This is a genomic window from Streptomyces sp. NPDC017225 (assembly GCF_044331465.1).
Taxonomy (GTDB): Bacteria; Actinomycetota; Actinomycetes; order Streptomycetales; family Streptomycetaceae; genus Streptomyces.
On sequence record NZ_JBIRNE010000004.1, the window covers coordinates 1 to 21,089 of the forward strand.

Genomic DNA, 21,089 nt, shown 5'->3' on the forward strand with positions numbered 1-21,089 from the left:
GAGGAGCCCTACGAGCCCCTGCGCGTCGACCCGGCCATCGAGGCCCAGCAGGCCGAACGCCTCGCCAGGCTCCGCGCCGAACGCGACCAGCAGGCGGTCGACACCGCCCTGGCCGCCCTGAAGAAGGCCGCCGAGGGCGAGGACAACGTCCTCTACCCCATGAAGGACGCCCTGCGCGCCCGCGCCACCGTCGGCGAGGTCTGCAACGCGCTGCGGGAGGTCTGGGGGACGTACGTCCCCACCGACGCCTTCTGAGCCGGGCTGTCACCTCGAACGCGGACCGGGGGCGAATTGGTCGGTGTCGCCCTCGGCCTCTCCGTGGACACCCTCCTCGACGGCGGCGACCGAGACGGACGGGAACCTTCAGCCCGTCAGTCCGTACCGGCCCAGGTAGCCGCCGATGCCGTCGGGTGAGTCCACGCCCAGCGCCAGCAGCGTCCAGTGCGGCCCCCGGAAGGCGTCGAAGAGCCGTGCGCCGTCCACCGTCCCGTCGGGTGCCCGGTCCCCGGCCCGCACCGCACCCTCCGCGACCGCCGGGCGGGTCTCCGCGGTCAGGGAGGAGTCCCGGTACCCCAGTCCCAGCTGCCGCGTCGCCGCGCCGCACCTCGCCACGGTGCACGCCCGTCGACAGGTCGAGCATCCGCGCGGTGATCGGCCGCCGTTCCTCCTCGTAGCTGTCCAGCAGCCCGGCCGGGGCCCCGCCCGTCAGTACCGCGCCCAGCTTCCAGCCCAGGTTGTGGGCGTCCTGGAGGCTGCTCGACGAGATGGCCACCGAGATGTACCGGCGGATGGTCGCCGGGACCCCGCTCGATCCGGCCGACACCTGGCGGGGGCGGCTGCTCAAGGTCAACCGGGGCCTGCGCGCGGCGCTGCTCGGCTACCGCGACGGCGCCAAGGTGTTCGCCCAGGCGGTGCGGGCGACCGCGACGGCGTACGTGTTCACCATCGGCCTCGTCACCGAGGAACAGGGCGTGCACCCGCTGCCCGGTGAACGCCGGGAGGGCTACGACCTGGACGAGCGCGCCCGCCTGATGGCCGAATACCCTTTGACGGCTCAGGCGGGCGCGGAGATCTTCACGGACTACGAACGGCACTTCGAGGAGGGTCTGGCCCTGGTGATCGAGGGGATCGGCGCCGTCTACCGCCTCGACTGAGCCGTACCCGACGCCTTCGCCCGCTGCGCCGCCCGGTACCGGCGTACCGCACGGGTGACGACCGGCGGCAGCACGTCCAGCGCGAGACGGCGGGTGCGCTCACGCGGAGTCGGCGGCCGTGTCGTCCGTGCCGCGGGGCCCACGGGCCGTGCCTGCTTGGCCTGCTCGGGTACGGGCACGCCGTCCGGCCGCCGCGCCGGGGAGGCGGGCGTCGGCGAGGCGGCCGCCGGCGAGCTCGGCACCGCCGCGGGCGCCGGGTGCAGCGACGGCGGCAGGGAGGGCAGCCGCATCCGCTTGCCCTTGGCACGGGCCCGGACCAGCCGGTGCCCGGCGGCCTGCTCCACGGTCACGGAACAGTCGTCGCGCTCGCGCAGCGCCGCGAGCAGCTCCTCCTGCACGGGCCCGGGATCGCCCCAGGTGGCGTACAGCTTCTGGCTGCTCAGGCAGACGGGGCGCAGCTCCCGGTTGAGCACGGCCTCCCAGGCGGCGACCGCGACGCCCGGGGTGTGCTCGCTGCGGAAGTCGTCGAGGACGACGATGCCGTCGGGCAGCAGCAGATCACGGGCCGCGCCGATGTCGCCCTGGACGTGCTCGTACAGGTGCGAGGCGTCGATGTGGGCGAAGCGGCAGGTGCCGGGCGCCACCTCGTCGCTGATCGCGGAGCTGGGTGCCTGGATGATCGTTGGCAGGGTCTCGTGGAAAGAGAGGTAGTTCTGCTCGAAGGCCTGCCGGGTGAGCGAGGAGTACGACTTCGCCGCCTCCGCCCGGTTCGCCGCGTCCGGCGGCTCGGCCCCGAACAGGTCGCAGACCGTGAGTGTCTCGCCGTCTCGCAGATGGTGCCCCAGCAGGATCGCGCTCTTGCCCAGATAGGCACCCAGTTCGAGCAGGTCGCCCCGGGCGTCCCGCTGCTCCTGCCGCTCCAGGAACCAGGAGAACAGCACCTGGTCGAGCGGCCAGAACCAGCCGGGGACGTCGTTCAGCTCACCGGGGTACTTGTGCGTCTCTTGCGCAGTGGCCATGAGGCGAGGATGCCTCCTCGGTGCGGAAAAAGGAGTCAGCCCGCGCAATCCCATAGGAAGAACATCACACGAATCGCTCAGCGTGTCCGGGAGATCACCATCCGCACGCGGTTCCGCGCCCCGCCGGGCCGGCCGGACGTGCTCAGAGCCTCCGCGAGAGCGCCGACCGCAGGCGCGGGGTCAGGGGCTTCTCGACGAACCGGTGCAACAGCCAGGCCAGCAGCAGCATCGCGGCCGTCGTCAGCACGAAGGTCGCCGCGGACGGCACGCGCAGATCGCGGTGCAGGACGTGTATCACCACCCAGCCCAGGTGCTCGTGCACCAGGTAGAAGGGGTACGTCAGCGCCCCGGCCACCGTCAGCCAGCGCCAGTTCGCCCGGCTCAGCCAGCCCAGCGCGATGGCCGCCACCGCGACGAAGCCGAAGGCGACGATCAGGACGATGCCGAACGTGGTGCGGTGGGCGAAGGCGTCCGGGTCGGCGGCGTTCCACAGATCGGCCACCGCGTAGTGCTGCCCGACCAGGAAGCTCACGGCCGTGATGCCCCACCCGTAAGCGTCCCGCCGGTCGCGGTGGACGAGGTACAGGCCGATGCCGCCCACGAAGAAGGGGGCGTACTCCGGCATCAGCACCAGGTCGAGCAGCGGCTCGTCCGCGGCCTGCGCGAGCACCGCCGCCAGGAGCCAGCCGCCGCAGAACATCAGGACCCGTCGGCGGTTGGTGCCCGGCAGGACGACGCACAGCGCGAACAGCGCGTAGAAGCGGACCTCCACCCACAGCGTCCAGCACACGCCCAGCACCCGGTCGGCGCCCAGCGGCTGCTGCAACAGCGTCAGGTTGACCAGGGCGTCGCTCGGCGAGACCGCCTCGTAGGCGACCGCCGGCAGCGCGAACACCGCGGTCACCAGGACGACCGCCACCCAGTAGGCGGGCATCAGCCGGGACACGCGGGACGCGAGGAACGAGGTCAGGGACCGTCCCCAGCCGCTCATGCAGATCACGAAGCCGCTGATCACGAAGAAGACCTGGACACCGAGACAGCCGTAGGCGAACAGGGTGTGCAGTGTCGGGAACTGAAGCTTCGGGGAGCTGCCCCAGGCCTCGGTGACGGAGCCCCCTCGTCCGCCGTAGTGGTACGCCGCCACCATCAGCGCGGCGACCAGCCGCAGTCCGTCCAGGGCCCGCAGCCGGCCCGGGGCGGACCCGCGCTTCTCCGGCGCCGGTCCGGGGGATGCCGGCGCCGCCTCGGACGGCGCCGGGGGGAGGGCGGCCGTCGTCCCGGGCCGCGCTGTCGACGTGCTCACGACCGTCTCGGTCACGCTCGTACTACTCCTTTGACCGCTGTCCGGTCGGTGTCGGTCGGTTGCTCAGGACGCCCGCAGGTACGCCGAGTGCGCGGCCTTGCCCAGGTAGGTGAGGCGGGTGTCGCCCTTCAGGTGGTCGTCCAGGGCGTCCTTGATGCCCGGCCAGTGGGGGTCGCCGAAGTCGTCCAGGACGACGACCGCGCCGGGGGCGGCGATCTCCTCGACCCACTCGAGGTCCTGGGCGACGCCCTTGGCCGAGTGGTCACCGTCCACGACGATCACGCCGTAGCGGCGGTCCGAGACGGCGGCCCGGGTCTCGGGGTCCTCGGAGAACCCCTGCTGGACGCGCGCCGCCGCGCCCGCCGGACCGGCGAGGCCGAGGTTGGTGCGTACGGCGTGCTCGTCGACCGGGGCCCCGGTGGGGTCCGGGCGCTGGTCGGTGCCGGGCTGGAGCTGCACCCCGGCGAACGGGTCGACGATGGTCAGGTTCGGGCTGCGGCCGTCGCGTTCCATCATCCGGACGAGCCCGGCGGAGAACATGCCGTACAGCGTGCCGATCTCCAGGATCTCGTCGTTCGGCGGGTCGAGCAGCGGGATCGTGCCGAGCTTGCCGCAGATGTTCATGGTGCCGCCCGCGATCCGGCCGACGCCCAGCGACTCCAGCGCGACGAGCAGCCGGAAGGCGGCGGTGACGTTGCGTACCGCCGCGTCACGGTCACCGGACAGCGCCTCGACCTCGGCGTACAGACGTTCCAGCGGAGCTTCGGCGACCATGCGGGAGATACCGCGACCGCGGGGGCCGCAGAGCAGCTCGAAGGTGAGCTGCCGGCGCTTGAGCATCTCGACGTCACGCACCAGCTGCCCGGCGTCCGGGCCGCCCGGCGTGCCCTGGGTGCCGGCGCGACGGGCCGCCGAGCGGACCTGCCGCTCGATGCGCTGGTCGATGAGGTCGGCGACCGGGCGCAGCAGACGCCGGGAGACCGAACTGCGGAGCATGGAACGGCTGTTCATGGGTCAAGGCCTCAATCCGTCACGGAGTTGTACGTGAGTGCGAGGAGCGTGGGTGGGGCTGGTGGCACTGGTGCAGCAGGCGGCGCCGGCAGGGCGGATGGGGCGGGTGCGGCACAGGCTAGGCAGCGTCTGTTCGAAGGAGGAACAACGGAGCGGGACGACAGGGGAACTTCTGTGGAACTCCGGGTGTCAGGTCGAAGGCCCGTCGTGTCGGCACGGGCCGTGGCGGCGGACGGGCCGATTCCTCCGGAGGACCGTTTCCTCTTGGGCCGTCTCCTCCGTGAAGGCCTCGTTCAGTCCCCCTTGCGCAGCCGCGCCGAGTGGTGGGTCACCTGCGCCCGGACCGACTCCCTGCGGGCCAGCTGGCGGATGGCCCGTCCGCGCGCGCCGAGCAGGGCCGCCACACGGGAGATCTCGGCCCACACCCTGCCCCGGTCGCCACCGACGATCGCCGCCGCGGCCAGCAGCTGGCACGCCTCCTTGGTCTGGCCCCGGGCGGCGCGCAGCTCGGCCATGCCGATCAGCACGTCCACCGGCTGCCGGCGGCGCAGGATCTCGGTGCCCACACGCAACGCGTCCTCGATGTTGCCCTTGCCGACATGGCGCTTGAAGTCCTCGTTGAGGTGCCGGATCTGCTGCGGGACGACCGCCCGCAGCTCCCCGGGGCCGTCGCCGTCCGCCGGGTCGCCGTCCCGCGCGGGCGTGGCGGACGGCCGGTCCGGCACGGCGTCCGGTCCGGGAAGCCCCAGCGCGGCCGTCATCCGGGCGGTGAACGCGGGGATGCCGAAGAGTTCCTCGACCTCTTGATAGTCGTCCTCCGAGACCCGCTCGCCGAGCGCCGCACGCAGTGCCTCGAGCGCCGCCCGGGGTGTGTAGTCGGAGAAGGACCGGTAGCCGGGCACCCCGTCCAGCACCTCGTGGGAGCCCACCCGCCGGTAGGTGACCACCCGCAGCCGCTGCTGGACGGCCTCGACCACCGACAACGGCATCGGGTCGTCGACGGAGGAGAGGAAGAAGACGTCCGACGCGGCGAGTTCCTCCCTCACCCGGGCCCGCGACAGCGAGCCCATCCACGTCACCCGGTCCGAGACCAGGGTCGTGGAGGCGATCCGCGGCGTGCGGTGGCCGATCCACGCGAACCGCCACGGAAGCCCTTCGGCGGAGGCGAGTTCCGCGACCCGGGAGAAGATGTCCAGCCCCTTGCGGTCCTGCATGGAACCGACCATCACGATCCGCGGCCGCGCATCCGGCGCGACCCGGGCGCGGACCCGGTGGGCGTCCTGCGGGACGGTGTTGTAGACGACCACGGGGTCGGTGACCCCGAGCGCGCGGAACATGTCGGCCTGGGCCGAGGACACGCACAGCACGCCAAGGCTCGGCAGGAGCCGGAGCATCTCCTTGTGCCGCAGGGTGTGGTGCTCGGCCTCGTAGGCCATGACGTGTTCGGTCTCGTGCGCGTACAGGAAGACTCTTCGACCGTCGGACGCCAGTTCACCCACCAGTTCGTTGCCGATGGCCGAACGCCACAGCGGGGCGAGGCTGTTGACGAGGACGACGTCGACGTCCCGCAGCGCGTCGAGGACGTCCTCGGTGCGGCAGTAGGCGCTCAGGTCGATGTAGCGGACGTCCACGGGGGAGTGCCCGAGCAGCGCCTGGGTGTACGTCAGGACCGGGATCGCCACACCGGTGACGTAGCCGAAGCCCAGGCCCAGGACGGCCAGCGAACGCGGTGGCGTCTGCCGCTCCCGTACGGCCCGCAGCGCGCGCTCGGCCCGGGTGCCCGCCGGCGCGAGGGCGTCCCGGGCGGATCCCGGGGCGGCTCGCGGCTCGCGGACCTTCGCCTCCAGGACCACCTCGAGGATCCGCTCCGCCACGTCGTCGCGGAAGGTGAGGAAGTGGGTCAGCGGCTCCCCGGTGTTGTTGCCGGTGAACTTGCCGGTGCGGTACAGCTGTCCGGCCACGTCGGTGAGTTCGCCGACGCTGCCGACGTTGCGCAGCAGCGCGTGGTTGACGGCGGGGAAGACGATGTTCAGCGGCGGCGGGCTGAGGAGAACCAGGGGGACTCCGGCCCGCAGGGTCTGCAGGTAGGTCGTGGAGAAGAAGGTGACGGCCAGGTCGTACCAGTCCAGGCCGGCCGCGTCCACGAGCGCCGACTCGTCGAGGACGGTGACCCCGGGGAGTGTGCCCAGCCAGTCCAGGTGCCCGGAGAGGGTCGAGGGGTGAGGTTTGATCGCGACCTCGCCGAATTCGGTGAGGCTCTCGCAGGCCGCCCGCAGGTACTCGCGGTGCTGTCCGGCCGCCAGTTTGCGCTGGTCGCCCAGGGGCTGGTCGAGGACGATGATCCGCAGCGGTTCCCGGGAGGAGCGCGCCGGCCGCGGCGCGGGGTGGTGCGCGGCGCGCACCAGGTCCGGGTCGTCGCTGTGGCCGAGGGCGCCGGTGATGTGGACGACCGGGTCCGCGTCCGCCGTGCGGTACAGCAGGTGGTGGGCGGTGGCCGGTCCCCAGACGCAGACGGCGGCGGCGCCCGAGGACCCGTAGTACCAGTTCTGGTCGCGCGGCCCGGGCCTGTGCAGCTTGTAGTGGAAGTCGAGGTGGCCGTCCTGGACGAGGACCACCGGCAGCGTGCCGGTGAGGGCCTGGGCGACCCTGCTGCCGCGTTGTGACTGGTCGTTGAAGAGGATCAGCCGGTCGACGGACCCGGCCCGCACGAACTCCGATATCCGCGGCCCCGTCTCCTCCAGGAACTGCGCGTGCGCGAGCGTCTCCTCCTCCCGGAACAGGTTGCGTACCCGCGTGCCGTCCAGGCGTGCCGATGCCTCCTCCTCGATCCATCGCCCCACGTCTCCGTCGAGGTCGGCGGTGACCAGCAGGAAGGTGTGCTCCCGTGCGCCGGGGGCGTTCAGGAGCCGCGCGGTGAGACCGACACCGTTGCGGTTCTCGATGAAGACGGCGATACGCATAGACAACCAGCCCAGTCCAAAGGGTCTGTGATGCACAGAGGCACGCAGATGTGTTTATTCGGAGAAGATTTCCCGACAGATCTTTGCACGAGAAGTGGCAGCCGGTGGATGAAAAAGAAATGAACGGCACAAGATCCGGTCATTGCCGCGCCCTGCGTTCATGTTCTCGACGCCGGAAATTACCTCACCGTTTGATCGAGCGCCGAATGGCCCTCGCCCGCCGCACCACCTTGCGTGCCGTGGAATTGTGCGGCAGGAATGCCAGCCGCTCCGGAATACCGCCGGGCAGGCCCAGCGAGGTCAGCCGCCGCTTCTTGAAGTACCGCCGGGTACGGGCGTTCAGGCTGCTCCGCAGGTACTCCTCGGCCGCCGGCCGCAGCTCGGGCAGGATCTTGGGCTGCATCGCGAATCCGACGGCCCGCACCAGCGAGGCGAGGGCGTCGGTGTCCAGCCCCCGGCGCCCCTGAGCGACGTCGGCCGCGTCGGCCGGCTCGGGCAGCAGCGCGTCGACGATAGTGACCGGGACACGGTTGCTGTTCTCGTACGGAGTCAGCCGGTCCAGCAGCGTCTCGGTGCCGACCCGGGCGACCGGCAGCCCGTACAGCGCGGAGGCGGTCAGCAGGGCCGTGGAGAAGCAGCCCACGACCAGCGCCGGACGCATCCGCTGGTACAGCACCTCGGCGAGGACCGGTGTGTCCACCACGGTGAGGTCGGCGCCCAGCCGCTCCGCCTCCTGCTCCAGCACGCGGGTGAAGCGGGCCGGGGCCGTCGGGTGCGGTTTGAACACCACGCGGGTGTGCCCGAGACCGACGGCGCCGGTCAGCATGGACACGTGCAGGTCCTCCTCCTCCTCCGGGGAGAGGATGCCCAGCGCCGACAGGTACTGGCCGAGCAGCACCGCGGGCCGCTCGACGTCCGGCAGACCGGCGCCCGTGTCCGCCAGCTCGTCCAGCACCTTGGTGAACGCCTCGGCCGGCACGAGCTCCGCCCCGACGCCGAACTCGGTCAGCAGCAGCGGTGCGAGCCCCGGCACCAGGTCCAGGTGGAGCAGCCGTTCCACCCGCGTGCCGACCAGCGGGTCGAGCTTGTTGCGGGTGGGGCCGTAACTCATCAGGCCGTCGGCGTACACGGTGAGGGGCGCGTCGGTGAAGATCTGCGCCACGCCGAGCGCCGGGTGCACCTGGATCGACTCCACGGCGAGTGCCACGTCGTCGTCCCCGATCCCCCAGGCAAGCCGCAGATACCGCTCCCACATGGGCGCGTCCTCCACCCGCGGGGACCAGCCGCCGGGATGGAAGGGGAAGATCGCCTCGTTCCACGACACCACGTCGTCGAACCGCGTCCGCAACTGGTCGAACCCCGGCATCCCGTCCACGGAAGGCGTCGTCTCGGGCGTCGTCGCGTTGTTGGAGACCAGCAGTATCCGCCGGTCGGCCGCGTCGAAACAGCCGGTGTCGAGGGCGGCGGCGAGCGTGGCCGTGCCGTACAGCGTCGACGCCAGGAAGATCTGCGTGGTCACGCGGCCACCTCCGCGCCCTGCACCGCACGGCGGCGCAGCCGGCGCAGCCGCGTGGCGCGCTCGGTGTCCATCGAGCCGAGCACCTCGTCGAGCGCGTCCTGCGGCATCCGCCGCAGCGCGGCGGCGCTCATCGCCTTCAGTTTGCGGGCCACGGCGGGTTCGAACCTTTCGACGGAACCGAGATGGTGGGAGATGATCGCGCAGTACGTGCGCACGGCCTTCGGCAGCAGGCTCGCGGCGTCGGCGTCCCCGGCCGCCCCGGCGACGACCTCGTCGAAGGCACGGATGAAGTCGAGCTGGCGGACGTCCCCGATCTGGGTGAGCGAGGACGCCACCCCGCGCCGGTAGAAGACGCCGAGCAGCCCGGTCACCGCGAAGGACTCCGCCTCCCGGTGCAGTTTCCAGATCCACGGCCGGTCCTCGGCCGTGCGCAGTCCGTCGGTGAAGCGCAGCAGACCGCGCTCGACCAGACGGCGGTGGTAGACACCGGCCCACGCGTAGGCGTAGTCGACGGAGGTGGAGCGGTGGGCGGGCAGGATCGCGTCGCGCGGACGCAGCGGCACGTTGCGACGGCCGTGCGGCACGCGGTGCACGACGCGGGCGCGCGCCGTGCACTGGACGTGGTCGGTGCGTACGAAGTCGCAGCCCAGCTCCTCGATCACGGTGACGAGCCGGTCGTAGTAACCGGGGGCCAGCCAGTCGTCGCCGTCCAGAAAGGTGAGGTACTCGCCGCGCGCCCGGTCGATGCCGGTGTTGCGGGCGGTGGCCAGTCCGCCGTTGCGTTCGTGTCTGACCAGCACCGCCCCCGGCAGCTCGGACCCGGCCCGCGCGAGCAGGTCCGCGGTCCCGTCCGACGAGCAGTCGTCGACGAGAATGAATTCGAAGTCGTCCCGCGCATTGGCGCGCAGACTCCGCAGGGTGTCGGGTGCGTATTGCCGCACGTTGTAGAACGGCACGATGACGGAGAGCTTGGGCACGAGAACGACGTTAGGCGGCGGCCCGGCACCGGGCTTTACCTGAACCTTGACACGCGGTGAACGAGGCGTGGCGAAGCCATGAAGCGCACGCTGTTCCGGACGCCCCGTGGCTCGATTCCCCATTCGGCGATGTGCTGTTCACCCTTTGTTGGATTCCGGTTGGGCGGTTCCTAGAAATGGCTTCCTAGCGTCTACGGCGTGCCAGCAAGTGCAACGAAGGCCCTGCGAGTCGCCGTCCTGGCGGACTCCGACACCCGGTGGAAATGGGGCGCGCTCACCGCGACCCGCATCTCCCCCGGGGCCCCCGAGAACACGGACATCCACCTCGACGGCTACCTCCTGCGCGGCCGAGCCACCCCCACCCCCCGCCAGCTGCGGGAGGTCGGCGTCACCGCGGACTCGATCCGCGAGGTGACCGCCGTCGAGTTCCTGCGCGCGATGGGCGGGGCGAGCGGCGAGGAGCCCTACGACGTCCTCGTCCTCGCCCTGGTCGGCGGCGGCGTCCAGGCGATGCTGCACGGCCTGGGCCGGGTCTGGGAGGACCGCGCCGAGCGGCCCGTGGTCGTCACCGGATACGTCGGCGTCGTCTACGAGAAGCTCGCCGACGGCCTGCTGCTGCGCCACGGCGCCGACCTCGTCCTCGCCAACTCCCGCCAGGACGCGGACCGCTTCCGGGCCGTGTACGAGGGTGTCGGCGCCGACGCGTCCGCGGTGACCGAGGTCGCCCTGCCCTTCCTGGGCGGAGCCGCCTACCGGGGGGAGCCCGCCGCCGGGGAGCGCCCCCACACGGTCGTCTTCGCCGCCCAGCCCTCCGTACCGGACAGCCGCAAGGACCGTACGTACCTCCTCGAACGGCTGATCCGGCACGCACGCCGGCACCCCGAGCGCGAGGTGCTGCTCAAGCTGCGCTCCAAGCCCGGCGAACACACCACGCACATCGAGGAGCTGCCGTACCAGAAACTGGTGCAGCGCGCCGACCCACCGCCCAACTTCCGCCTCGTCTACGGGCACATGGGCGAGGTCCTCGACCGTACCGACCTGCTGGTCACCATCAGCTCCACGGCGGCCCTCGAATCCCTGCACCGCCGCATCCCCACGGTCGTACTGACCGACCTGGGCGTGCGCGAGGCGCTCGGCAACCACCACTTCGTCGGCTCCGGCTGCCTCGCCTCCTGGGACCAGCTCGACGAGGGCCACCGCCCGGCGCCCGATCCCGAGTGGGTCGCCCGGCAGGGCGTGGCGGCGGACGGCGGCTACGAGACCGCCTTCGACGAGGCCCGGGCGCGCATCACGGAGCTGCTCGGCCGGCCCGGCGGCCTGCTTCCGCTCGCCCCGTACTACACACCGGTCACCGCCCCCGGCTACCTCCCCGGCATCCTCGCCCGCCACCACCTCGCCCCCGACGGCACCCCCCTCCCCGGCGCGCCCGCCGCCGACAAGGCGCCCGGCCCGGTCCGGCAGGTCGTGCGCCGGGCGGCACGCGGCGCCTACCGGCACGGCGTCCAGCGGGTGGCTCCGGTCATCCGGCGGATGGGGGAGCTGTGAGCGCACCGATACCCGTGACCCCCGCCTCCCCTGCGCAAGGAGCAGAACCCATGTCCAACCCGCAAGCGGGCCAGGGCGCTTCGGTGCGCCGCGTGCTCGCCGTGATCCCCGCGCGCGGCGGCTCCAAGGGCGTGCCGGCGAAGAACCTCGCCCCCGTCGGCGGCGTACCCCTGGTGGCCCGCGCGGTGCGCGAGTGCCGGGCCACCCGGCTGGTGACGGACGTGGTCGTCTCCACGGACGACCAGTCCATCGCCACCGCGGCCCGGGAGGCCGGCGCCGAGGTCGTACTGCGGCCCGCCGCCATCGCCGGGGACACGGCCACCTCCGAGGCGGCCGTACTGCACGCCATGGACACCCACGAGGCCCTGCACGGCGCGCCCGTCGACGTGGTGCTGCTCGTGCAGTGCACCAGCCCCTTCATCGTCCGCGAGGACATCGACGGCGTGGCCGGCGCGGTCGCCGAGAAGGGCGCCGACACCGCGGTGACGGTGGCCCCGTTCCACGGCTTCGTATGGCGGGACGGCACCGACCGGAACACCGGTGAGGCGGAAGGCGGCTTCGGCGTCAACCACGACAAGTCGTACCGCCCCCGCCGCCAGGACCGCCCCCAGGACCTCCTGGAGACCGGCGCCGCCTACGCCATGGCCGCGCCCGGCTTCCGCGAGCACCGGCACCGCTTCTTCGGCCGCACCGAACTGGTCCGCACCGACCCGGCCCGCGTCCTGGAGATCGACGACCCGCACGACCTGGCCCGCGCCCGCGCCCTGGCCCCCCTCTTCGACGCCGCCCGGCCCGGCGCCCTCCCGACCGCCGCCGACATCGACGCGGTCGTCCTCGACTTCGACGGCACCCAGACCGACGACCGGGTGCTGATCGACTCCGACGGACGGGAGTTCGTCTCCGTGCACCGCGGCGACGGACTCGGCATCGCCGCCCTGCGCCGCAGCGGCCTGACGATGCTGATCCTGTCCACGGAGGTGAACCCGGTCGTCGCCGCCCGCGCGCGCAAGCTCAAGCTCCCCGTGCTGCACGGCATCGACCGCAAGGACCTCGCACTCAAGCAGTGGTGCGAGGAGCGGGGCATCGCCCCCGAGCGCGTGCTCTACGTCGGCAACGACGTCAACGACCTCCCGTGCTTCGCCCTCGTCGGCTGGCCCGTGGCGGTCGCGAGCGCCCACGACGCCGTACGCGGCGCGGCCCGCGCGGTCACCACCGTCGCCGGCGGCGAGGGCGCGATCCGGGAGATCGCGAGCTGGCTCCTGGGCCCCTCACTCGACACCCTCGCCCCCACCGAACCCTCCACCACCTTCACCGCCCCCATCACGCTCACCCAGTCCAAGTAAGGAAATCCCCGCCATGAGCACCAACTCCCGCATCCGCGCCTTCGGCTCCCGCGAGGCCGGCCCCGGCCGCCCCGTCTACATCACCGGCGAGATCGGCATCAACCACAACGGTGACCTCGAGAACGCCTTCAAGCTGATCGACGCCGCCGCCGAGGCCGGCTGCGACGCGGTCAAGTTCCAGAAGCGCACCCCCGAGATCTGCACCCCGCGCGACCAGTGGGACATCGAGCGCGACACCCCCTGGGGCCGGATGACGTACATCGACTACCGCCACCGCGTGGAGTTCGGCGAGGACGAGTACCGCCAGATCGACGACTACTGCAAGAGCAAGAACATCGCCTGGTTCGCCTCCCCGTGGGACACCGAGGCCGTCGCCTTCCTGGAGAAGTTCGACGTCCCCGCGCACAAGGTCGCCTCCGCGTCCCTGACCGACGACGAGCTGCTGCGCGCCCTGCGCGCGACGGGCCGCACGGTCATCCTCTCCACCGGCATGTCGACCCCGAAGCAGATCCGCCACGCGGTCGAGGTCCTCGGCTCGGACAACATCCTCATGTGCCACGCCACGTCGACGTACCCGGCACAGGCGGAGGAGCTCAACCTCCGCGTCATCAACACCCTCCAGCAGGAGTTCCCGAACGTCCCGATCGGCTACTCCGGCCACGAGACCGGCCTCCAGACCACCCTGGCCGCCGTCGCCCTCGGCGCCGCCTTCGTCGAGCGCCACATCACCCTCGACCGCGCCATGTGGGGCTCGGACCAGGCCGCCTCCGTCGAGCCGCAGGGCCTGACCCGCCTCGTCCGCGACATCCGCACCATCGAGGCCTCCCTCGGTGACGGCGTCAAGAAGGTCTACGACTCCGAGCTCGGCCCGATGAAGAAGCTGCGCCGCGTCCCCGGCGTCGTCGCCGAGGCGGAGATCGCCGCCGCCGCGGGCGAGCCGGTCACGGTCTGACACCCGGCCCGCCACCCCCACACACCCCCATCACGGGACGGTCCTACGCCGATGAGCCCCCGCGCCGGGAATGCCGGCCCCCGCACTCTCGCCTTCGTCGAGAGCCCGGTACAACTGCTGAACGTGCTGGAGTGGGCGCACACCCGCGCACCCGGCGCGGAGCTCACCCTCGTGGTCCTCTCACCCGTCGACCCGATGACCCGCGGCCAGCTGCGCCGCATGTCCGAACTGGCCCGCAAGGAGGGCCACGAGGTCCGCTGGGAGGAGGCACGGGGCGGCGCCACCGCCCCCTTCCGCACAGTCGGCGGCCTGACGACCCTCCTCCGTCAGGCGGACCGGATCGTCATGGGCGACCCCTTCTCCCGCTACGTACAGCTCCTCCTCACCATCACCCGCGCCCGTGACCTGGTCGTCGTCGACGACGGCACGGCCACGATGGAGTTCGTCACCCAGCTCGCCCGCGGCGAACGCCTGGTGCGCTGGCACCGCAAGGGCAGCCGCCCCGGCCCCCGCGACCTGCTCTTCGCCCCGGTCTCCGGGTCGGCGCGCCGTCGCCTCACCCCGTCCGGCGACCGCCGGGTCTCGGTCTTCTCCGCCATGCCCATCGAGGACACCCCGGACGGCGTCACCGTCACGGCGAACGACTTCGCCTGGACCCGCTCCCGCTTCGGCCCGCCCCGCATCACCAAGGGCGCCGACATGGTGGGTACGTCCCTGGTGGAGACCGGCGTCGTCGACGCCGACCGCTACGTGGACGCCGTACGCGGCCTGGCGAAGGCCCACGGCGCGGCCCGCTACTTCGCCCACCGCCGCGAGAGCGCCGAGAAGCTCCACCGCCTGGCCGTGGAAACGGGCCTGGAGATCGTCCGCCCCGACCTCCCCCTGGAGCTGATCGCCCGCCGCGGCCCGATCGGCCGCACCGTCCTCAGCTTCCCGTCCACGGTCGTCCACACCCTCCCCCTGGCCCTGGCCGGCACCGAGGTCCGCGTCGCCGTCTGCGACATCGACCCGGCCTGGCTCACCGAGTCCGCCTCACCGAGGGCCCGGGGGTTCCTGTCCGGCGTCACGGGGTCGGCACGGGGCGCGCACCGGCTGTCGGCGGTGGCGGGGTAGGGCAGGCGCGCGGGTTCTCGGGCAACGCGTGCGACGGTGCTACGACGGCAACACCGATCCCGCCAGGTCGAGGCTTGTTCCAGCCTGAGTACAGGTACTCAGGCGACCTGGTGCCGGATACGGGTGAGGCCCCTGTGGCGGGTCGTTAACCTTCCCTAAGTCCACACAACTTTGCCGGGCTGCACGCGTTGGCCCGGCGGCGTAAGTCAGGAAGCCGGGGGGGCCACGCATGGCGTGGGACGAGTGGGAGCAGCTGAAGGCCGCGGCGGTCGAGCGTCAGTCCGCGCACATGCAGCTCAACCAGTTGCCGGCCGACCAGGGAGGGTCGGGCGAGGGTGGCGCCTATGGTCCCCCGTCGGGCAAGTTGCGGTCGGACAAGTCCGCGTGGTCGAAGGCGGGCGAGGGCCTCGGCGAGGTGCAGACCAACATCGGCAAGGCGTTGTCGAAGCTGGGAGCCTCCCAGACCGGTCTCGACGAGGGTTCCGCCTTTCTGACCGCCGCGGCGCAGAAGGGGGTATTCGACTCGTGGGAGCGCCGTGTGAAGGACATCGACGAGTGGTGTGAGGGACTCGCCGGTGTCCTGGAGAAGACGGGGAACGACCAGCTGAGGACGGACCAGGCGATCGAGGCCGAGATCGCCGCGCTGAGCGCCGGTTCCGAGGACGCGTCCGCCGATGACGGCAAGGGCCGGTGACCGATGTGGACCTCAAGGCCCTCAAGGCACTCAAGCCGACCGAGTACGCGGAAGCCGCAGACGGATACCGCGCAGTGAGCGATGCGGCCGACGCCTCCCGGGAGCGCATCGACAAGCAGATCACCAAGGCCATGAACGCGGCCAACGAGGGCGAGGCCGCGGATGCCGCGCAGAAACAGCTGAAGAAGCTCTCGGAGAACCTCCACTACACCCAGGTTGAGTGCGGCCTGGTCAGCGGGTCGCTCAACGGCTTCTCGGCCGAGATCGCCGCTCCCAAGCGCCGCCTGACCGAGGCCTTGGACGACGCGGCGGCACTGGGGTACCCGGTGAGTGCGGCCGGAGACGTCACTTTTCCCGCCGGCGGTGAGAACAAGGCGACCGGAGAGCCGGTTCCCGGCGGCACGGCCGTGGGCAACAACGGCATGCTGGGACCCAGCAACAGGTCTCTGTACGGCCCAGGGCCCAACGGGCTGTACTCACCGGACGCCAAGACCAGCGGCATCGACATCCACCACGGCAACCCGAATTTCGCGAAGGCCCAGGACGTAGCCGACCGCATCGCCCACGCCCTGCGGGAAGCCACGGAGATCGACGAGCGTTACAGTGAGGCGCTGAGGAAGCTCAAGGCGGGGCCGGGACTGAGCGTCACCAAGAAGACGTGGGCGGATGTGGCGTCCGACGTCGGCGCCGTCAGCAAGGCCGCGGACCAATATCTCCGCGACACCATCCCGCTCGACAAGTCTCCCGCCGACCGCAAGGAGTGGTGGGACAGCCTCACCGACGAGGAGCGCGAGGAATTCAAGATCGCTTTCCCCGAGGTTATCGGAAACCTGGACGGCATCCCCTCCGTGGTACGCGACGAAGCGAACCGTGAAAACCTGCCCCTGCTCATCGCGTCGCTCGAGGGGCGCCAGGACGAGGCGTCGCAGACCAAGCTGAGGGGCCTGCAGGAAATCCAGGAGAAGCTCGGAAAGCCCAGCGTGCCGCCGATGTATCTCCTGGGTATCGGGCTCGAAGGAAACGGGCGGGCAATCGTGGCCTACGGAAATCCGGACACCTCGAAGAATGTCTCGGCTTATGTTCCGGGCTTGGGTACCAAGCTCGACTCCGATTTCGCCGACGGTACAGTCAAGCGTGCCTACTATACGGCCCTTGGAGCCCAAAAATATGATTCATCTTCATCTGCGATCGTCTGGCTCGGCTACGATGCCCCTCAATCGCTCGATGTAGCGACCGCCACCGATGCCCGACGCGGCGCCCCAGATTACAATGGCTTTATGGATGGGATTTCGGCCACCAACGAGACTCCCGACCCTCATGTCACTGCCATCGGGCATTCTTATGGTTCCCGACTGGTAGGGGCCGCCACACAGGAGACGGGAGGAATCCCGGGCGCTGACGACATCATTCTCGTGGGAAGTCCCGGCGTAGGCGTCGACAGGGCCGAGCAGTTGGGTGTGGGGAAGAACCACGTATGGGTGGGCGCGGCGGAGAACGATGTTGTCACCAAACTCCCTTCGTCGAAGGAGGCCTCGGCAGGAGCTATGGGATTCCTGGGGGGTGGGCCGCTCGGTGCGTATATCGGAAGCGAGATCGCCGACCAGGGTGACGACGACGTCTGGTTCGGCAGGGACCCGGCAAGCAGGGCATTCGGCGCCAACCGGTTTGAGACCATGCCTGGACCGGAACTGATTCAGCCCACCTTCCCCGATGTGAAGGATTCGTTCATCCTGGAAGCCCATAGCAACTACTTCAACCCGGAAGAGGGAAAGGATAAAGTATCCGCACAAAACATCGCGGCCATTGTCGCAGGGTACCCGGAATATGTTGTAAGGGAGACGCCGCGATGAGGAAAAAGGTCGCAGCGGTTGCCACGCTGGCACTGCTTCTCACTGGATGCGGCATGACGGATTCGGCATCCTCGGGGAAGGAAAGTCGCAAGGAAGGTCAATCGAAGATGAACCTTCAGGAGGCCGCAGACAGGGCGGACCAGATTCTGGACGAGACGTTCGCGGCCATCGAACCTCCCGTTCAGTGGACACACCGATACTCCATGCCGGGTGACTGCTACGTGGATCGCGACCGTGCCGTGATGACAATCATCTCCGCCGAACGGCGTGGCAGTTTTCTCGGCGTTCTGGAACGTCACTGGAAGAGCAAGGGATACAGCCTCGTCGCCACAGGTGCCAACCGGCTCGTCGCCCACTACAAGACGCCCGACGGCTTCCAGCTCGAAGTCCTGATCGCTCCCAATGGCCAAGCCCACTTGAGTGTCACCACCCCGTGCGTGGAAGAGTCCGATGTCGCTCAACCGACCAGCAAGCCGAACGGCCCGGACTACTCGAAGCGGGAGCTGCCGGCGCCGAACGTGAAGTCGACGTTCTGGTCGACCGACGGGGCCCTCCCGAGCTGACGCATGCTCCAGAAACGCACTTCTCGGCGGCCGACGGCTCGACGCATCTGGATGTTCTGCATGCCCGGATCGGTGGGCATTTCCGTCCGTCGGAGCCGCGTCGGCGGGCAGGGAGCATCTGCGCGGGCTGCTCGCGCCGTTGGAGCGCAAGAACGGCAGGACACGGGCCGAGGAAGCGGGCGAACTGTGCCCGGTCAGTATGCGACGGTTGATGAACCAGGCGTTTGGGAAGCGGATGCGGTCCGCGATGAGGTTCGCGGCTTCATGCTGGAGCATCTGGGCGCCGAGGACGGCGTGCTGGCCGTGGACGAGACCGGCTTCGTCAAGAAGGGCGCCCGGTCGGCCGGCGTGCAGAGGCAGTCCACCGGCACCTCTGGGAAGATCGGCAACTGCCAAGTGGGGGCGTTCTTGGCCTACGCCTTCACAAGAGGGCGGGCGTTGATCGACCGGAAGTTGTACCTGCCTTCGACGAGCTCGCGAGGACGTCGGGCATGGAGGCACGCGGAACCGACAGGGCCTCTCCGGCCGCTGGTGTGTTGAGGGAGATCACCACGCCATCGAGGAGAGGCACTGTCTCGGCGCTCCGCACTTCGAGAGGTTGGGACCGCGACGCGACGGAAGCTAGGAGCCGACCTCGTACTGGCCCACCTCGAGGAAGTGGCGCAGGGCCTCCGGGGTGCCGTCGTCCAGGACCGCGTTCGCGGCGGCGCGCAGAGCGCTGCTGCTGTCGGGGTCGGCGAGGAGACGGACGACGGCGACGCGGTCGTCCTCGGCCTGGGCGAGGGGGTACCCGGTCTCGAGCCAGGCGCGTATGTCCGCCGCGTTGTTGGTGTCGAGGAGCTCGTTGGCCTCCTGGATGACGCGTCGGCCGCTGTCGGGGTCGGCGAGGAGACGGACGACGGCGACGCGGTCGTCCTCGGCCTGGGCGAGGGGGTACCCGGTCTTCAGCCAGGCGCGCATCTCCTCCACGGTGCCGTCGTCGAGGAGCTCGTTGGCCTCCTGGATGACGCGTCGGCCGCTGTCGGGGTCGGCGAGGGTCCTGGCGATGGCGACGCGCAGGTCGTCGGCGTCCATCTCGTCGTAGGGGGAGCCCGTGCCCGGCGCCACCACCGCGGCGGCCGTCGACGGCGCCGGGGCGGCGGCGTAGGAGGGGGTGGAGAGAAGCAGGGCGGGCGCGAGGGCGCCGACGGCCACGGCGAGGGTCGCGCGGGTCAGTTTCACTGAGTCAACCACCTTGAGGTGTAGTCACGTTGTACAGCCACAGCCGGAACATCATTACAGGGAGATGCGGGCGGGGAAACTGTAATGATCACGTGGCCTTCACCGGTCCTTCATCACCGGCGGTGCGTCGGCGGCGGCGTCGGTCCCGTGTGACGGGCCCGGGCGGCGGCCCCCGACCTCATCGGCCGGTTCCCGTCCGTGACGTCCGGCCGCCGGATCGCGCGCGTGGGGCGATCGTCGCGTGGTACCCGTATCTCAAGGACGGGTGCCGTGGAGCGGTGGGGCCGCTCCCGGTGGATCTCTCATGTTCGGCTCGGTCGGAAAGGCGGGCGAGTTTACCCAAGCGAGTCGACGGCTATGCGTAGGGCGGCCCAGTTTTCTCCCCCTAACGGGCTGAATTTTGTTGATCGTGGGTCCACCGGTCGCTCGGGCGCCCTACTCTGCAAAGGGTGAAAGCGTTGATGTCCCCAGAGTCCGAGGCCGACACGTCCGGTGAAACCGCGTTGCCCGGCGCCCTGCCCGAGGCGCTGCGCGCGGAGCTCGTGGCCTTCCGCCGCGATCTGCACATGCATCCCGAACTGGGCAACCAGGAGTTCCGCACCACCGCCGCGATCAAGGAACGGCTCGAGCGGGCCGGCCTCAAGCCGCGCGTGCTTCCCGTGGGAACCGGGCTCGTCTGCGACATCGGCACCGGCACCGACTCCGGACAGTGGGCCGGCGGGCCGCGCATGCTCGCCCTGCGGGCCGACATCGACGCCCTGCCCATCCCGGACACCAAGGGCGAGTGCCCGTACCGCTCGCGCGTACCGGACCGCGCCCACGCCTGCGGACACGACGTGCACACCACCGTCGTCCTCGGCACCGGGCTGGTGCTCGCCGCCCTGCACGAGCGGGGCCTGCTGCCCCGGCCCGTGCGGCTGGTCTTCCAGCCGGCGGAGGAGGTGCTGCCCGGCGGCGCGGCCGACGCCATCGAGGGCGGCGCGCTCGACGGGGTGCGCCGCATCCTGGCCGTGCACTGCGACCCCCGGGTGGACGCCGGGCGGATCGGCCTGCGGGTGGGTCCCATCACCTCCGCCTGCGACCGGCTGGAGGTCGCCCTCAACGGCCCCGGCGGCCACACCGCCCGCCCGCACCTCACCACCGACCTGGTCACCGCAGCCGCCCGCGTGGTCACCGACGTGCCCTCGCTCGTCGCCCGGCGCGTGGACAGCCGCAGCGGTCTCGCCCTGACCTGGGGGCGCGTCGAGTCCGGCCACGCCCCGAACGTCATCCCGCAGCACGCCGAACTCGCCGGCACCGTGCGCTGCCTCGACCTCGACGCCTGGCGGCAGGCGCCCGACCTCGTGGTCGGCGCCATCGACGAGATCGCCAACCTGTACCGGGCCAAGTCCGAGATCACCTACGTCCGCGGGGTGCCCCCCGTCGTCAACGAGGTCACCAGCACCGAACTGCTCCAGGCCGCCATGGTCGCCCGGCGCGGCACCGAGTCCGTGGAGAGCACCGAGCAGAGCCTCGGCGGCGAGGACTTCTCCTGGTACCTGGAGCACGTGCCCGGCGCCATGGCCCGCCTCGGCGTCCGCCCGCCCGGCGAGCGCACGGTCCGCGACCTGCACCAGGGCGACTTCGACGTGGACGAACGCGCCATCACGGTCGGCGTGGAGATGTTCACCGCGGCGGCGCTGATCGAGGCGGTGCAGTAGCCGCGGCGCGGTGGCCGCGGGGCGGCCGCGCGGTGGGGGACAGGGCCACGCGGCACCCCCCGGGCATCCCGCGGCACGTCCCGACACCCCCGGCACCAACCAGCGGCACGAATGGGTAACGGCCCCGCGGAACCCCGTTCCCAGGAGTTTCTACGCGCGTTAATC

Annotated in this window: 17 protein-coding genes and 2 pseudogenes; 11 read left to right on the forward strand and 8 right to left on the reverse strand. The window is 71.0% G+C overall.

All coding sequences use genetic code 11. The features are described 5' to 3' along the window. The coding region (locus ACH4NX_RS10650; protein ID WP_398127955.1) for a methylmalonyl-CoA mutase family protein at positions 1 to 255 on the forward strand (255 nt) is incomplete at its 5' end. Between the two features lie 108 nt (positions 256 to 363). Here ACH4NX_RS10650 and ACH4NX_RS10655 read toward each other — a convergent pair. Further along, a pseudogene (locus ACH4NX_RS10655) lies at positions 364 to 754 on the reverse strand (FAD-dependent monooxygenase); the annotation flags it as partial. Between ACH4NX_RS10655 and ACH4NX_RS10660 the strand changes: the two are divergent. Further along, positions 753 to 1,154, forward strand: a pseudogene (locus ACH4NX_RS10660) (TetR/AcrR family transcriptional regulator C-terminal domain-containing protein); the annotation flags it as partial. The pseudogenes ACH4NX_RS10655 and ACH4NX_RS10660 sit on opposite strands and share 2 nt — an antisense overlap. Here ACH4NX_RS10660 and ACH4NX_RS10665 read toward each other — a convergent pair. The 6 genes from ACH4NX_RS10665 to ACH4NX_RS10690 form a co-directional block, all read right to left on the reverse strand. Then, complete coding sequence (locus ACH4NX_RS10665) at positions 1,139 to 2,173, reverse strand: class I SAM-dependent methyltransferase (RefSeq protein ID WP_398127954.1); 1,035 nt, start codon at positions 2,171 to 2,173, stop codon at positions 1,139 to 1,141. The pseudogene ACH4NX_RS10660 and the gene ACH4NX_RS10665 sit on opposite strands and share 16 nt — an antisense overlap. A gap of 142 nt (positions 2,174 to 2,315) precedes the next feature. Continuing rightward, positions 2,316 to 3,491 carry an acyltransferase family protein gene (locus ACH4NX_RS10670; RefSeq protein WP_398127953.1) on the reverse strand — a complete coding sequence of 392 codons (1,176 nt, stop codon included), beginning with the start codon at positions 3,489 to 3,491 and terminating at the stop codon, positions 2,316 to 2,318. Positions 3,492 to 3,539: 48 nt separating this feature from the next. After that, positions 3,540 to 4,487, reverse strand: a complete 948-nt coding sequence (locus ACH4NX_RS10675) for a class I SAM-dependent methyltransferase (RefSeq protein WP_398127952.1) — start codon at positions 4,485 to 4,487, stop codon at positions 3,540 to 3,542. 293 nt (positions 4,488 to 4,780) lie between these two features. Continuing rightward, positions 4,781 to 7,447 (reverse strand): glycosyltransferase family 4 protein, encoded by a 2,667-nt coding sequence (locus ACH4NX_RS10680; protein ID WP_398127960.1) that lies wholly within the window; start codon positions 7,445 to 7,447, stop codon positions 4,781 to 4,783. Between the two features lie 184 nt (positions 7,448 to 7,631). Then, on the reverse strand, positions 7,632 to 8,966 hold the full coding sequence (locus tag ACH4NX_RS10685) for a polysialyltransferase family glycosyltransferase (protein WP_398127951.1): 1,335 nt from the start codon (positions 8,964 to 8,966) through the stop codon (positions 7,632 to 7,634). Beyond that, complete coding sequence (locus tag ACH4NX_RS10690; RefSeq protein WP_398127950.1) at positions 8,963 to 9,943, reverse strand: glycosyltransferase family 2 protein; 981 nt, start codon at positions 9,941 to 9,943, stop codon at positions 8,963 to 8,965. The genes ACH4NX_RS10685 and ACH4NX_RS10690 overlap by 4 nt, the downstream gene beginning before the upstream one ends. Positions 9,944 to 10,141: 198 nt before the next feature. On the opposite strand from ACH4NX_RS10690, the gene ACH4NX_RS10695 reads away from it, so the two are divergent. From ACH4NX_RS10695 to ACH4NX_RS10730, 8 genes are all read left to right on the forward strand, one after another. Then, positions 10,142 to 11,488: a DUF6716 putative glycosyltransferase gene (locus ACH4NX_RS10695; RefSeq protein ID WP_351397615.1), complete on the forward strand. Its 1,347-nt coding sequence runs from the start codon at positions 10,142 to 10,144 to the stop codon at positions 11,486 to 11,488. Between the two features lie 50 nt (positions 11,489 to 11,538). Next, positions 11,539 to 12,831: a cytidylyltransferase domain-containing protein gene (locus ACH4NX_RS10700; RefSeq protein WP_398127949.1), complete on the forward strand. Its 1,293-nt coding sequence runs from the start codon at positions 11,539 to 11,541 to the stop codon at positions 12,829 to 12,831. A gap of 13 nt (positions 12,832 to 12,844) precedes the next feature. Next, positions 12,845 to 13,783, forward strand: a complete 939-nt coding sequence (locus ACH4NX_RS10705) for an N-acetylneuraminate synthase family protein (protein ID WP_351397611.1) — start codon at positions 12,845 to 12,847, stop codon at positions 13,781 to 13,783. Between the two features lie 51 nt (positions 13,784 to 13,834). Then, a complete protein-coding gene (locus ACH4NX_RS10710) occupies positions 13,835 to 14,896 on the forward strand; it encodes a hypothetical protein (protein WP_398127948.1) in 1,062 nt (353 codons plus the stop codon). 229 nt (positions 14,897 to 15,125) lie between these two features. Further along, positions 15,126 to 15,590 carry a hypothetical protein gene (locus ACH4NX_RS10715; RefSeq protein WP_398127947.1) on the forward strand — a complete coding sequence of 155 codons (465 nt, stop codon included), beginning with the start codon at positions 15,126 to 15,128 and terminating at the stop codon, positions 15,588 to 15,590. A 5-nt stretch (positions 15,591 to 15,595) separates the two neighbouring features. Then, complete coding sequence (locus ACH4NX_RS10720) at positions 15,596 to 17,440, forward strand: alpha/beta hydrolase (RefSeq protein WP_398127959.1); 1,845 nt, start codon at positions 15,596 to 15,598, stop codon at positions 17,438 to 17,440. After that, on the forward strand, positions 17,437 to 18,003 hold the full coding sequence (locus tag ACH4NX_RS10725) for a hypothetical protein (protein WP_398127946.1): 567 nt from the start codon (positions 17,437 to 17,439) through the stop codon (positions 18,001 to 18,003). The genes ACH4NX_RS10720 and ACH4NX_RS10725 overlap by 4 nt, the downstream gene beginning before the upstream one ends. 264 nt (positions 18,004 to 18,267) lie before the next feature. Beyond that, complete coding sequence (locus ACH4NX_RS10730) at positions 18,268 to 18,543, forward strand: transposase (protein ID WP_398127945.1); 276 nt, start codon at positions 18,268 to 18,270, stop codon at positions 18,541 to 18,543. 81 nt (positions 18,544 to 18,624) lie between these two features. Here the strand turns inward: ACH4NX_RS10730 and ACH4NX_RS10735 are convergent, their stop codons facing one another. Next, a complete protein-coding gene (locus tag ACH4NX_RS10735) occupies positions 18,625 to 19,224 on the reverse strand; it encodes an ALF repeat-containing protein (RefSeq protein WP_398127944.1) in 600 nt (199 codons plus the stop codon). A 461-nt stretch (positions 19,225 to 19,685) separates the two neighbouring features. On the opposite strand from ACH4NX_RS10735, the gene ACH4NX_RS10740 reads away from it, so the two are divergent. Further along, positions 19,686 to 20,924: a M20 family metallopeptidase gene (locus tag ACH4NX_RS10740; RefSeq protein WP_398127943.1), complete on the forward strand. Its 1,239-nt coding sequence runs from the start codon at positions 19,686 to 19,688 to the stop codon at positions 20,922 to 20,924. Positions 20,925 to 21,089: the final 165 nt, after the last annotated feature.

Bases quoted from the DNA above. Each gene is read 5' to 3' on its own strand.
- ACH4NX_RS10705 (WP_351397611.1), top strand. From the start codon at position 12,845: ATGAGCACCAACTCCCGCATCCGCGCCTTCGGCTCCCGCGAGGCCGGC.
- ACH4NX_RS10730 (WP_398127945.1), top strand. From the start codon at position 18,268: ATGCTGGAGCATCTGGGCGCCGAGGACGGCGTGCTGGCCGTGGACGAG.
- ACH4NX_RS10715 (WP_398127947.1), top strand. From the start codon at position 15,126: ATGGCGTGGGACGAGTGGGAGCAGCTGAAGGCCGCGGCGGTCGAGCGT.
- ACH4NX_RS10680 (WP_398127960.1), bottom strand. From the start codon at position 7,447: ATGCGTATCGCCGTCTTCATCGAGAACCGCAACGGTGTCGGTCTCACC.
- ACH4NX_RS10700 (WP_398127949.1), top strand. From the start codon at position 11,539: ATGTCCAACCCGCAAGCGGGCCAGGGCGCTTCGGTGCGCCGCGTGCTC.
- ACH4NX_RS10740 (WP_398127943.1), top strand. From the start codon at position 19,686: ATGTCCCCAGAGTCCGAGGCCGACACGTCCGGTGAAACCGCGTTGCCC.
- ACH4NX_RS10675 (WP_398127952.1), bottom strand. From the start codon at position 4,487: ATGAACAGCCGTTCCATGCTCCGCAGTTCGGTCTCCCGGCGTCTGCTG.
- ACH4NX_RS10725 (WP_398127946.1), top strand. From the start codon at position 17,437: ATGAGGAAAAAGGTCGCAGCGGTTGCCACGCTGGCACTGCTTCTCACT.
- ACH4NX_RS10710 (WP_398127948.1), top strand. From the start codon at position 13,835: ATGAGCCCCCGCGCCGGGAATGCCGGCCCCCGCACTCTCGCCTTCGTC.
- ACH4NX_RS10665 (WP_398127954.1), bottom strand. From the start codon at position 2,173: ATGGCCACTGCGCAAGAGACGCACAAGTACCCCGGTGAGCTGAACGAC.